At 47.8% G+C, this 13,013-nt stretch carries 10 protein-coding genes; 5 read left to right on the forward strand and 5 right to left on the reverse strand.

Going from position 1 to position 13,013, the window contains the following annotated elements:
- The first annotated feature begins 30 nt into the window (after nucleotides 1-30).
- From GK108_RS25395 to GK108_RS25410, 4 genes are all read left to right on the forward strand, one after another.
- Nucleotides 31-840 (forward strand): sterol desaturase family protein, encoded by an 810-nt coding sequence (locus tag GK108_RS25395; RefSeq protein WP_163954390.1) that lies wholly within the window; start codon nucleotides 31-33, stop codon nucleotides 838-840.
- 108 nt (nucleotides 841-948) lie between these two features.
- The gene (locus tag GK108_RS25400) at nucleotides 949-3,504 is read left to right on the forward strand and encodes a glycoside hydrolase family 9 protein (RefSeq protein WP_163954391.1); all 2,556 of its coding nucleotides are present in this window, start codon (nucleotides 949-951) and stop codon (nucleotides 3,502-3,504) included.
- A gap of 94 nt (nucleotides 3,505-3,598) precedes the next feature.
- Nucleotides 3,599-4,126, forward strand: a complete 528-nt coding sequence (locus GK108_RS25405; RefSeq protein WP_163954392.1) for a hypothetical protein — start codon at nucleotides 3,599-3,601, stop codon at nucleotides 4,124-4,126.
- A gap of 112 nt (nucleotides 4,127-4,238) precedes the next feature.
- Entirely contained in the window at nucleotides 4,239-4,667 is a 429-nt protein-coding gene (locus tag GK108_RS25410; RefSeq protein WP_246225170.1) for a hypothetical protein, read from the forward strand.
- Between the two features lie 135 nt (nucleotides 4,668-4,802).
- On the opposite strand, the gene GK108_RS25415 is transcribed toward GK108_RS25410, so the two are convergent.
- Nucleotides 4,803-6,239, reverse strand: a complete 1,437-nt coding sequence (locus tag GK108_RS25415; protein ID WP_246225172.1) for a DUF4403 family protein — start codon at nucleotides 6,237-6,239, stop codon at nucleotides 4,803-4,805.
- A 181-nt stretch (nucleotides 6,240-6,420) separates the two neighbouring features.
- Complete coding sequence (locus GK108_RS25420; protein WP_163954393.1) at nucleotides 6,421-7,449, reverse strand: Smr/MutS family protein; 1,029 nt, start codon at nucleotides 7,447-7,449, stop codon at nucleotides 6,421-6,423.
- A gap of 133 nt (nucleotides 7,450-7,582) precedes the next feature.
- On the opposite strand from GK108_RS25420, the gene GK108_RS25425 reads away from it, so the two are divergent.
- Entirely contained in the window at nucleotides 7,583-10,042 is a 2,460-nt protein-coding gene (locus GK108_RS25425) for a helix-turn-helix domain-containing protein (protein WP_163954394.1), read from the forward strand.
- Nucleotides 10,043-10,064: 22 nt separating this feature from the next.
- On the opposite strand, the gene GK108_RS25430 is transcribed toward GK108_RS25425, so the two are convergent.
- The 3 genes from GK108_RS25430 to GK108_RS25435 form a co-directional block, all read right to left on the reverse strand.
- A complete protein-coding gene (locus GK108_RS25430; protein ID WP_163954395.1) occupies nucleotides 10,065-10,565 on the reverse strand; it encodes a DUF6169 family protein in 501 nt (166 codons plus the stop codon).
- A complete protein-coding gene (locus GK108_RS31110) occupies nucleotides 10,543-10,710 on the reverse strand; it encodes a hypothetical protein (protein ID WP_170305418.1) in 168 nt (55 codons plus the stop codon). The genes GK108_RS25430 and GK108_RS31110 overlap by 23 nt, the downstream gene beginning before the upstream one ends.
- Before the next feature lie 101 nt (nucleotides 10,711-10,811).
- Nucleotides 10,812-12,953 (reverse strand): VWA domain-containing protein, encoded by a 2,142-nt coding sequence (locus tag GK108_RS25435; RefSeq protein ID WP_163954396.1) that lies wholly within the window; start codon nucleotides 12,951-12,953, stop codon nucleotides 10,812-10,814.
- Nucleotides 12,954-13,013 lie beyond the last annotated feature (60 nt).

A 13,013-nucleotide genomic window follows, 5' to 3' on the forward strand; every position in this document is an offset into this window, starting at 1 on the left:
TATCTTTATAGGAACAAATCGAGTAGAGCTATGGATCATTCACTGGAGATTGCAGGGCGAATAGCGGGTGTTTCAACGCTACGTTACTTCTTCGTGGCAGGCATCCCTTTTCTGCTGTTTTATAAGCTCTTCACCGCTTATTTTGCCAATGCCAAAATCCAGCATAAAAAGGCAGCCAGGCAGGATTTTGTGCGGGAGATTCTTCATTCGCTGCAAACAACGGGCATTTTTACGGTCATCGGGCTCGTTATTTTGTATACTCCGTTTAAACAGTACACCCGTCTCTACACGAACCTTGCCGATTATTCCGTCTGGTGGCTGTTAGCCAGTCTGGTGCTGAGCCTGGTGATTCACGATACGTATTTTTACTGGATGCATCGCTTACTGCATCATAAACGCCTGTTTAAGTACACCCATCGACTGCACCATCTATCCACGAATCCATCTCCCTGGGCATCCTATTCGTTTAGCTTTCTGGAAGCCGTGGCAGAAGGAGCCGTTCTATTCGTCATTGTTTTTCTGATACCCGTTCATCCGCTAACGGTGATTTTATTCGTACTGATTGGCTTTATTATCAATGTGTACGGGCATCTGGGCTATGAGATAGCTCCGCGCTGGCTACGTCATTCTTTTTTGTTCGAGATCATCAATACGTCGGTCCACCACAATCTGCATCACAGCCAGTTCAAAGGAAACTATGGATTGTATTTTCGGATTTGGGATCGATTATTGAAAACCGAAAATCCACGCTACGTTGCTGACTATGACCGGATTCAGGCAAAACGGTTTGGCACAACGCCACCGGTTCAGGAATCTGTCTCTACATCCACCTATCAATAGATTTCCGATTGCCGGTGTTGGGAAACCAACCTCGCCTACCCCATCCATTCTTAAAGTTTCCCTAACTTTCCGAATAAATAAGCCCGGCTGGGGCTTTTCAGCGTCATTATGTTTATTCGGTTCTTTTTTTTCCTCTTTCTGACAGTTGGGTTGGCCGCCTTCGTGTTTCGTGCCGAAGAGTCGGCAGTTATCCGGATCAATTTACTCGGTTATCGTCCATCAAGCTCTAAAACAGCCGTTTGGGGCAGTCTCACCAATCAAACAACCAAGCGGTTTCAGATCGTCAATGCCGACAACGAGCAGGTGGTGTGGCAGCGTGAAATTGGGCAGGACTTTGGCGCTTATGGCCCGTTTCAGCATACATACCGGTTGAACTTTACAGCCTTTCGCCAACCCGGTCGCTATTTCCTTCGGACCGATGATGGCACTCGTTCTCCCGTATTTCGGATTGATGAGAATGTATACGATGGAGCAGCCGACTTTTGCCTGCGCTATATGCGCCAGCAACGTAGCGGCTTCAATCCCTTTCTGAAAGATTCCTGCCACACTCACGATGGTTATACCATGTACGGCCCTATGCCAGACAGTACGCACATCGACGTATCGGGGGGGTGGCACGATGCCTCCGACTATCTGCAATACGTAACCACCTCGGCCAACGCTACGTATCATTTACTGGCCGCCCTCCGCGATTTTCCGGACGCTTTTGGTGATCAGCATCAGACTAATGGGTTGGCCGGAGCCAACGGGCAGCCCGATGTTCTCGACGAAGCACACTGGGGGCTGAACTGGCTCCTGAAAATGCATCCAACCGATGAGTGGCTTTTTAATCAGCTCGGTGATGATCGCGACCATGCCGGACTACGGATTCCCAAAGAAGATAACTTGTACGGGAAAGGGTTTGAGCGCCCTGTTTACTTCGCCACGGGTGAACCACAGGGTTTATTCAAGTATAAAAACCGCGCAACGGGCGTCGCATCGACGGCTGGAAAAGTAAGTAGCGCGCTGGCTTTAGGCTATCAATTGCTACGTAACAAACCGGCCGATTACGTCGACCGGCACTACGTAGATCAGCTCAGAAAACGGGCGCAATCGGCCTATAAACTCGGTATTCAGAAGCCCGGCAATTGCCAGACAGCTCCCGGTCGGGCACCGTATTTCTATGAGGAAGACAACTACGCAGACGACATGGAACTAGCGTCGGTGGAGCAGATCAATATGATGGGCACCCGAAGCCAGCAAGCCATTCAATGGCGGAATGCAGCCCTCAAATTTGCTAAAGAAGAACCCGTAACGCCCTGGATCGACAATGATACGGCCCGGCATTATCAATGGTATCCGTTCGTGAATGTTGGTCATGCAGCTTTGGCCAAACAATACCCGGTCGGGCAACGGAAAGTCGTCACGGATTTTTACAAAAAAGGCATTGAAACGGTCTGGCAACGGGCGAAAGAAAACGCCTTTTATCGGGGCGTTCCGTTCATCTGGTGCAGCAACAACCTCACTACCTCCTTCGCTACCCAATGCTACTGGTACCGTCAGCTGACGAATGATCAGCAATACGTAGCACTGGAGCAGGCTAATTTCGACTGGCTCTTCGGGTGCAACCCGTGGGGCACCAGCTTCGTATATGGCTTACCGGGCAATGCCGATACACCTACCGATCCGCACTCCGCCTTTACGCACCTGAAACAATACCCAATTGACGGCGGATTGGTAGACGGCCCGGTGAAAGGGAGTATCTACAAAAATCTGATTGGCATTACGCTTCATGAACCCGACGAATACGCTTCGTTCCAAAGCGATCTGGCCGTTTACCACGATGATTTTGGCGATTATAGCACCAACGAACCGACAATGGATGGCACCGCTACGTTGGTGTATCTGCTGGCAGCTAAACAATCCGAAAAACGTCCCAAAACACCTAACGCCGGTATGTCGGCAGGCGCGCCACCAGCACCCGAAACGAAAGCCCTGTTTACTAAAGGGGCCAAGGTTCGGGGCGACACCAGTCTTCGGCAACTAGCGATCGTCTTTACGGGCGATGAATTTGCCGACGGCGGTAAATCCATTGCGAATACACTACGTCGGCATAAAGTAAAAGCGTCCTTTTTTCTGACCGGGCGTTTTCTTCGCAATCCACGATTTACATCTCTGGTCCAGCAATTACACCGCGAAGGGCACTACGTCGGTCCGCATTCTGATCAGCATCTGCTGTATTGCGACTGGACGAAGCGGGATAGTTTGCTCGTTACGCAGGATGAGTTTCGTTCAGATTTGAAAGCCAACTATCGAGCCCTTGCCCGCTTTGGTATTCAACGTAGCAAAACCAAATTGTTTCTTCCGCCCTATGAGTGGTATAACGACAGTATTGCAGCGTGGACAAAAGAAGAAGGTCTTCAACTGATTAATTATACGCCGGGCACGCTGAGCCATGCCGATTATACCACGCCTAACGATAAAAACTACCGCAGTAGCGATGCCATTCTGCAATCGATCCGCGAGTATGAAAAACAAGGAATTACGGGTCTAAACGGCTTTATGCTGTTGATGCACATCGGTACATCGCCTGACCGAACTGACAAATTATACGATCATCTGGACGAGCTACTCACGGAGATTAAGCAGAAAGGCTATCGGATTGTACCCATCAGCAAGCTGTAGACCAGGCAGTTTCACCGAATAGTTAAACTTTGCTGTCGTTTTTAATTCTGGTCTGCATTTTGCACGGTAAATTCCTAGACCATTTCGCTAGACAATGAAATTTCCTGTACGCTCAGCTCTGTCTCTTCCTAAAGCGCTCAAAGCAATAGTATCCCTCATTTGCTTGTTAATTCTGACGAATACGGCCTTTGCCCAACGCGTCTCCATGAAGGAATTGTTGACTTACCTGAGCTGCCCGCCCGAAAAGCTGGACAGCTACATGATGCGGAATGGCTTTATTTGTTACAGAAGTGAAGGCGGGCTAACCAACTGGACGTGTTTGTTTGCCTATGCGAACAATATGCTTGTGCCCATACCCGACAAAGCCTCAGGTCTGATTCAATACGTTCGCACCTGTCGCTCCAATATGGTCGTGTATCAGCTACATTCAAAAGAGCAATGCGACCAGCTACAACAGGAATTAATTCAGTTGGGCTATACGCAGCTTGACCCGACAACGACCAATCACCCAACATTTGCCCACAACAACACGATTGTTACCTGCCAGAAAGCCGGTACAACCAATGGTATTTCCGGCAACTATACTGGTTATAGTCTTACCTTGTCCCGGCGGCTCTATTAAGCTTACACTCCTATTATTAATACCGAAAGCCCTCTAGGAGAGGGCTTTCGGTATTAAGAGGCTATACGCTATGTATTTCAAACCCTGCCTGGATTCAGACAGTTATAGCCTCATGGCAACAACAAATACAATATCATCTCCGACTTTCCGCAACCGAATTACGAATCAGTTGCTGGCCTTTCTCTTTCTGACAGTTTGTTTTTTCGGCATAAACGGCTGTAGTGCCGATAAGCCCTCTGGCTCGAAAAAGCGAATTCGATTGCAGGTGGGCGAAATCAAGGAAATTTCGATCCCCGGACGTAGTGGCGAAGATCTACAATTGGTTGGTACGTCAGACAATCAGGAAGTTGTTGACGTATCACGTCCTGATCTAGCCCCAGCTGTCGATACGTTAAAACGGACTAATGGTGGCCCTTCTGTTTTCCAGATCAAAGGAATTACCGTTGGCACTGCCAATGTGGTCTTTAGCGAAAAGAAAGCAACTGAAACCGGTAACGGCCAGATAAAACGCACCTATGTCGTACAGGTCGTCAGCAAGTAGGAGTTTTTTGGTTTAGGGTTTATCGTTTTTGGTTTATAGTTGGATGGTGCCATCTAATTGGGCGTATCAACCCTAAACCAAAAACAATAAACCTAAAACGATAAACCATAAACCTAAAAACAAAACGCCCCCCTCTTACAATCCATCCACTTTTACGTCGATTCGGCCACGGGCGTGTACAACGGCCAGTAATGCCGTTGGCGTCAGATACACCTGATCTGGACGTATTTCATCGATCTGGCCATTAACAACCACGCCTTTTGCCAGTCGATTGTTCTTTAACTTTTCCTGAAGCAACTTCTGCATGTCGGCAATCTGAGAGCCAACCGGGATGGTCAGTTGCTTTTCCAGCGTGTTGGCAAACGTACCTTTCAAAAGCCAGCTGGCCGAACGCTGAAGAATATTTTTGGTATCCAGATCATAGACCAGATCTTTCAGCGATACGGTCTGCTCCTTTGCATCGTAATAAGGTCGACCACGCAGATAAATGTCGCCATTAATCGTCCCTTTCAAACCCGCCTTAATAATCAGGTTGTCGTTCTGACCATACATGTCCATACTCGTTACAGTGATCGAGTACCGATTATCACTGAATGAGAACGTTTTTCCGACAAACTCCTCAGACGCTATTCTGGCGGCCTCCTGATAGCTGGCTTCACTCAGTAAGCCAATCTGAAAATCATCTTTCACCTTTGGAACCACCGTCAGATCAGGCAACGATACAGCCGGATGTACGTCGGGCCGATTACCAGTCGTTGTCAGTGTATAGCCTTCAATACCAATCGTTGCACGAATCATACGTCCCTCGAAACGTAACGGCGTAATCAGCACACGCTTGGGAACGACCTGCAGATACGTACGGTATTTCTCCGAAATCAGGTACGGCTCACGAAGCGTATTCCAGGCTTTCAGCACGGGAGTTTTGAGGTCGACGTTACGTCGGATCTGCTGATCCAGCGTCTTGGTAATCGTGCCTAAGTTCTTGTCGATTAATCGGCTCACAATGTTCGTGATGGGAATATTGAAGCCCACCAGACTCACCGTTGGTTTTCGAACCCAGCCATACCTATCAGACTGCGTTTGTGTGTGCACCGACCAATCGTGTTCCAGATCAAATTTGGTCTTGAAACGCAGGTCTATTTCAAATTCGGTTTCCTTATACTGCGTAAATCCTAGTACTGACACACCTGCCTTAGCCCAGATTTTCAGCGGAACCGTAAATTGAAAAAGACTATCCTGGGCGGTCATAAGAATGGTTCCGCGCTTCCAGACCTTGGTCATAAACTGGTCGCCATGATTATCGTCCAGGCTATTGTCTTCGTAGATCAACCCGTTCACCTGCGCATTGATCTGACGCTCGATATCGGTTATCGCAATAGACACCGGCACATGAACTGTCGACAAAAAACGTTCGTTACGAACTTCCATTTCTGTAGTGTTGTAGGCTTCTTTAGGGGCTTGCGGATTTAGACGATTACCGGGCTGGCAAGCCACAAGTATACAACTTAAAAAGAAAACAGGCAGCCGGGAACTACGGACAAGGAATAAAATCCCCTGTATGAGCATACGCATTGTTGAAATTGGGTACTTACTGTTAAATAGTGAATTATGGATAGCCATTTTCTGTCATCCCGGCGATAGGAGGGATCTTCTATGATTTCTTTCTACAACTGAAGATCCCTCCTATCGCCGGGATGACAGAATAAACTATAACGCATTATTAATAAGACTATTACATTAACTATTATCCGCGTTATTTAATAGTGATCTTCGTGGCACCATAGCCAAACTTCTGTTTCTGAGCGTCTTCGAAAAACCGAACGTTCGGATGCCGACTCAATCGCTTATGTAATTCAGTACGTAGTGCTCCGCTGCCAACCCCATGAATAAACGTAATGTCGTGCATGCCGTTGGCAATGGCATTTTCCAGGGTTTTTTCGAACGTATCGAGCTGAAGTTTCAGCAAGTCGGCGGGAGTTCGCTTACCGGGGCCGCTTGGCAAAAGTTCTTCAATATGAAGATCAATAACCGATGATGGTTTCTCGACGCTTAAACCGCTCTGCTCCGTTTTAGGCTTCAGCATTTCAGCTTTCAAATCTTCCGGTCGGACAACATGAGGCTTTGCCGCAACTGGTTTGCCAGCCGATGGTGGTGCCTGTTGATCAGGTGCCGAATCGGCGTCGAGCTGCGTCTGAAAACCAGGCTGGTTCAGTACCGGAATTGTTGTTTTGTTCTTGAAGAACGTAGCGGCTCTGGCCTTAAATCGTTTCACCAGCGGTACTCGTAGCGACGATTTTCCGGCTCTGAACCATAATCCCTGCACCACAAACGTTGGCCAGTTTTCAAATTTGGCATGGGCGTACAAGTCGTTCATTTTTTGCTGCGACCGGGCTTTGAGTACGCCTGCATGCAACCCATGAAACTGAACCCCACCACTCGCACCAGCCGACTCCTCGCCCAGTGCATACGGAAACTCCCAATCGGTATTATTGATCAGATGCAAGGTATATTCCCGATCATTGACCGGCACAAAAGCCAGATAAATTCCCTGACTCGCCAGTATAGCCGGGGCCGAAGGCGTAACCGTTTTCTGGGGTTCGTACGGATTATTTTTCAGCAGCCGTTCGCTTTCTACGGGCGAAACAGGCACCAGCTCCGAACGTAGCACCGGAATACGGAATCCGTCTTCAATTTCAATTTCAATCATATTACCCGGCAAAAACCGCGATACCACGCCCTGCTCTTTTGCCCGAAGTAACCGAACTCTATCTCCAATATTCATAGTCGTCACTAGTTAAAAAAATACCATCTCGACAGGATACATTCATTCATAAATCCTGTTATCCATCTGTTACTAATTAATCGTTTTTCAAAGGTACAACGATTAGATTTGTGGCCTTCATGCCCACCGCTTTATGCCAACGACAGTAAACGAAAAACTGGAACTCGCTACCAACTTTGTTCTGCACACCAATCGGAATATTTTTCTGACGGGTAAGGCCGGAACGGGAAAAACCACGTTTCTGCACCAGATTAAACAATCGAACGTCAAACGTCTTGTTGTTGTGGCCCCTACGGGTGTAGCCGCCATCAACGCTGGCGGTGTTACGATCCATTCGCTATTTCAACTGCCGTTTGGGCCCCTTATACCAGGTTCAACTCAACGGGAAAACCGAAAGTTTAATCGCGAAAAAATAAATCTTCTTCGTACGCTCGATCTGCTCGTCATTGATGAGATCAGTATGGTCAGAGCCGACGTACTGGATGGCATCGATGAAGTGCTCCGGCGGTATCGGTATAATTCGGCACCGTTTGGTGGCGTTCAATTATTGCTCATCGGCGACATGCAGCAGTTACCACCCGTTATTCGGGATGAAGACTGGGCATTGCTCAGACCGCATTATAACACAGGCTATTTCTTCGGCAGCAAGGCCTTGCAGAACACGCCCTATGTTTCCATTGAACTAACACACATCTATCGCCAGGCCGACGAACGATTCATAAACATCCTGAACAGCATTCGGGAAAAGAACGTAACGCAAACACAACTCAACGAGCTTAACCAACATTACATTCCTGATTTTCAACCCAACGACAACGAAGGATTCATTACGTTATCGACGCACAACTCGTCGGCTCAACAGATCAACAGCCAGAAGCTTGCATCGCTAAAAACCAAACTTCATACGTTTACAGCGAGCGTTGAAGGCGATTTTCCAACCCACGCCTACCCCACCGAAGCCAGCCTTGAGCTAAAAGCTGGCTCACAGGTGATGTTTATCAAAAACGACATCTCCCGCGATAAGCTTTATTACAATGGCAAAATCGGGCAGATTACGGCCATCGACGATGATATTATCTTCGTAAAAAGCCAGGGTGACGATCAGGAAATTGCCGTTTATCCGGCCGAATGGACAAACATTCGCTACAGCATCGATCCGGAAACGAAGGAAATCAAAGCGGAACCCATCGGTAAGTTCATTCAGTTTCCTCTAAAACTGGCCTGGGCTATCACCATACACAAAAGCCAGGGCTTGACCTTCGAAAAAGCCATTATCGATGCAGCCGGAGCCTTTGCGCACGGCCAGGTCTACGTAGCGTTGAGTCGTTGCAAAAGCCTGGACGGATTGGTTCTGCGAACGCCAATTCCATCGTATAGCATCAAAACGGAGCAGATGCTGGAAGATTTCCATGAGCAGGTTCAACAGCAGACGCCTACCGAACAACATTTACAGGAGTCGAAACGTAGCAATCAGGAACAGCTGTTACGGGAATTATTTTCGTTCGAACGGGCGAACTCGCTGGTGTATCGCTGCCGACGTATCGTGAACCAGTACCTCGACAGTTTTCCGGAAGAACTGAATACGGGCCTCATTGCTCTGGCAGAAACGATTCAGACAAAAGCCCGCGACGTTGGCAATCGGTTTCAACAGCAGCTTTCCGGCTATTTTTCAGACACCAATCTGCCCGAAGCCAACGAAACCCTACAGGATCGTATTCGAAAAGCAACGAGTTATTTTCAGGCGCTACTCGCCGATGACTTATTGCCGATCATTTACCAATCGCCCACCGACTGCGATAACAAACAAGCGCGAGAAAGTCTGCTCGAACTGTTGGACGATCTGGAAAAAGAGCTTTTCTGTAAACTCCGTAGCTTCGAGAACTGTCGCGACGGTTTTGTAGCCCTGGCGTATTTACAGGCCCGCAATCGGGCAGAGCTTGATTTTACACCTGAACGCCGAAAACTGGAACCACAGCAGGAAGAATCATCGACTGAAAAACCGGGTCGTGGTGGATTATACGGTGCACTTGTCAAGTGGCGCAATGATCTGGCGGGAGAACATAATACGTCCGGCTATATGGTATTACCACAAAAAACAATTGCCGAATTGGCCCGCGTCCGGCCCACTACCGCCGACGAATTATTAGCGATTAAAGGCTTTGGCAAAACAAAGGTCAAACAAATTGGTGCTGAGGTATTAGCACTTATCAACTCGTTTGTGGAGCGTAGTGAATCCACTCCCAAACTTCGTAAACAACCCAGCGAACCCAAAGCAAAAGAAGTCAAGCCTCCTAAAGTTCCTTCTATCGACATCACGCTTTCACTTTTTCGGGAAGGCAAAACCATTGCTGAAATTGCCGCAGAACGTGAGCTGGCTCCCTCAACCATCGAAAGTCATCTGGCAAAATGCATCGCCACGGGCGACGTATTGGTCAGCGAATTACTTTCTCCCGAACGTATCGACGCGATTCGTTCCTATTACGAAGCGAATGAAAATGTCAGCTTAAGCGATGCCTTACAGGCGATTGGCAATGGAGTTACCTACAGCGAAATTCGTTTCATCCGAAATGCGATGCAGGTGGAGAAGGAGTGATAAGAAATAGCCGGAACTATGTTTACTTATCGGCTTCAGCTAAATTTTTGAATAATTCGACAAACTGGCTGAAGTGGGGATGTTTCTTGCTCAATATTCCGGATAAAAGCGTGAAGCGATCGCCATCAGGAAGCCGAGCGTCCATTTTGAACAGATCAACGGCAATATTTTTGTAATACCAGTTGGTAAATTTCCGGAATCGAGCCTCCTGCCTTCCGTCTGAGCTATCACATATATAAATGATTACGTGGTCTAACGAGCGAAAAAAGTCGTAGAAAATAGCTCGAATAGTAGGTTCAGTCAGTGGGTCTGCAGGAATTCGCTTGCCGATAGGATTATCAACAACACTAATGACCATTTCAAAAGCATTGACATGATCATCTATGTAATCGAAGAATAAATAGGAAGAGGGAACGAATTTAACTTCGTAAATAATTTCAAGATGCGTTGTAAAGTAATACAGATTTTGCTCGCTACCCGCAAAGCTGAAATCGTATTGATTATTTGGTATGTCTTGCGCCATTCTTTCGCTTTAGCTCTTCGATAACAGCTCGAATTTCAGGATCAGTCCGATACCTTTCCTGGGCTTCTCGCTGAGCTTGCTCTTTTACGTCTACAAGTCTGCGAATTTTTTCTCGGGCGGTCATTGATTTCCGTGTCGTTTCCATTGTCGGTTATTGGCGTTAAGACGAGTATATGCCGTGCAGGTCTCACCAGCTAAAGAGAAAACAGTAAAAGCCTGTAAAATAGTTTGTAACAGCAGGCTCAATCAATAGCCGCCATAAAATTTACGCAAGCCCCATTCAACAGCCGCCAGCGTCAGGATGACGAAAAATAACCAGCGCCAGTTGATGATTTCATTCATCTCTTCGGTACTACTCAGGCGGGCAGGACGCGAAGTGGCCGTCAGGCGACTAACCAAATCATCCATCCGGTCAGCGCTATAGTATTTCCCGCCTGTTTGCTGAGCCAGCTGACGTAGTAAACCATGGTCGGCCGTGGTATTCATCGCTTCCAGTTGCAATTCACGAACAACGAATTGACCTGATGATTGCTCAGCTTTATTGTTGAGCGTTACAGTAGCTTTAAATCGATACGCGCCTTCGGGTAAACGGCTGATCTCGAAACGGCTATTAGTAGCTGTGGGCGTGTAATTATACGAACGGGTTAGGCCCTTTTCGTCTGTAATTTCCAGCCGAACGGGTTTATCGTATTGACGCTCGTAGATATCGTTGTATAGCTCTGTCTCGAAAATGACTTTCTCCCCAGCAACAAATTCGTTACGTATCGGATAAACGCGCAGCTTACGGCGGTCTTCTTTCACCGAAATCAACTGAATGATTTTCTGAATCAGTTCATCAACAACGTCCTGCTTATCCGTCAACGCATATTCTTCCAACCGCCAGCCCCACAACCCCTCACCAGCCAGTACGGCCGTTTTACGGGGAGCCGTTACGTTGATGGCCAGCAACGGTTTATTGGTACGAACACTACCAACTTGCTGCCACAAGACAACCTCAGAGCCCGGCAGTAAACGGAATTCACCATAGGGCACCAACATAGGAGGCAGTTTACTCAACAAGTCGAGTTTGGCCGGATCGAAGTTAAGTTGCCGGAATTCGCTGTTAAACGCCCCCGTCACTTTATCGCTCTGATGCGACTGAGCAGCCACTACGTGCATAACGGGATTCGACGTATTGAATGGCCCCAGTGACGACTGGCTACCTAATACGAACAAAATGGGCGTTTTGCCCGACAAGTATTTTTGAGCTATGGTGTTGCTCATCGATCCGTTGTCGGGAATTTGATGAAGAATCACTAGATCGTACACCTTATCGGCAGGAGGTGTGGCTTCGGCGGGCGTACCGGTCAGGATTCGGACATCAAGTTCGTAGTTCTGGTTTCGTTCCAGAATATTCCGTAATGCCTTTATGTCCGGATGGGGCGACAACGCTAGCAACAGCACTTTTTCCTTCCCATCAATTACATCCAGATAGACATCCTGCCGGTTGTTACGTGTGCTGAACTCGCCCGGCTGCGGAATTACGTCAACTACGTAATGCTGAACCCCTTTCTGGGTAGCTGTAGTCTGAAACGTTACCTGATCAAACGTATCATTCTTACCAAATGCAATTGATTGACGCCCTAACTCTTTGCCATTCTGACGTAGTACAACGGTCGCGGTACGTCCCTGAAACCCATTGCTTACGATTTCGGCCTGAACCGGAAACTGATTGCCCAGATACGCAATCCGGTTAGCAACGATCCCTTTTAACTGAATATCTTTCTTGGCAACCGTATCACCCACGCCAATCGTCTGAACAGCAAATGGGTACTGGCCGAACGTTGGTGATACGCCCTGATTGAAAATTCCGTCCGACACCAGAACAACATCGGTCAGATTTCTTCCTTCGTAATCAGAACGAATGCCCGACAACATGCCCGATAGGTTTGAAGTACGTTGCGTGAACGGGATCTGGGTTAAATCAGCGTCTGTGGTTGAATCGCCAAACGTACGGACAGATACATCAAGTCCTTTATCAACTAATTGGTCACGTAACGTCTGTAAACTCGTCAGCGTTTTATTGATAGCGGGTCGTCCACCAGCCACCATTGACTCCGAGTTATCGATAGCCAGCACAACTTTAGGCTTCTCCGTTAACGTACGAATGCTTCTAATCAGTGGATTTAGCAGTAGAAAGCATAGAAAACTCACGATTAAAAACCGCAAAGCGGCTAATCCATACGTTGTCCGCTTATCAAAGCCGCCAATCGTAGTGCCACTACCAGCGCCCCCACTCCTGACCAAACGAGGAAGCGGCTGATACATAGCATAGGCATAGGCTGCTCCAACGAGCAGGCACACTAAAATCCACCAGGGCGAAGATTGAAAGATAACGTCAGAGCGCATTCGTTGGCGTTTTTAGTTTTCAGTTTAAAGTTTTCAGTTTAAAGTGTCCTTTGTGAAGCA

Source organism: Spirosoma terrae (assembly GCF_010435915.1).
Taxonomy (GTDB): Bacteria; Bacteroidota; Bacteroidia; order Cytophagales; family Spirosomataceae; genus Spirosoma; species Spirosoma terrae.

Coding starts and splice junctions, on each gene's coding strand:
- GK108_RS25395 (WP_163954390.1), top strand. CDS start 31: ATGGATCATTCACTGGAGATTGCAGGGCGAATAGCGGGTGTTTCAACG.
- GK108_RS25400 (WP_163954391.1), top strand. CDS start 949: ATGTTTATTCGGTTCTTTTTTTTCCTCTTTCTGACAGTTGGGTTGGCC.
- GK108_RS25405 (WP_163954392.1), top strand. CDS start 3,599: ATGAAATTTCCTGTACGCTCAGCTCTGTCTCTTCCTAAAGCGCTCAAA.
- GK108_RS25410 (WP_246225170.1), top strand. CDS start 4,239: ATGGCAACAACAAATACAATATCATCTCCGACTTTCCGCAACCGAATT.
- GK108_RS25415 (WP_246225172.1), bottom strand. CDS start 6,239: ATGCGTATGCTCATACAGGGGATTTTATTCCTTGTCCGTAGTTCCCGG.
- GK108_RS25420 (WP_163954393.1), bottom strand. CDS start 7,449: ATGAATATTGGAGATAGAGTTCGGTTACTTCGGGCAAAAGAGCAGGGC.
- GK108_RS25425 (WP_163954394.1), top strand. CDS start 7,583: ATGCCAACGACAGTAAACGAAAAACTGGAACTCGCTACCAACTTTGTT.
- GK108_RS25430 (WP_163954395.1), bottom strand. CDS start 10,565: ATGGCGCAAGACATACCAAATAATCAATACGATTTCAGCTTTGCGGGT.
- GK108_RS31110 (WP_170305418.1), bottom strand. CDS start 10,710: ATGGAAACGACACGGAAATCAATGACCGCCCGAGAAAAAATTCGCAGA.
- GK108_RS25435 (WP_163954396.1), bottom strand. CDS start 12,953: ATGCGCTCTGACGTTATCTTTCAATCTTCGCCCTGGTGGATTTTAGTG.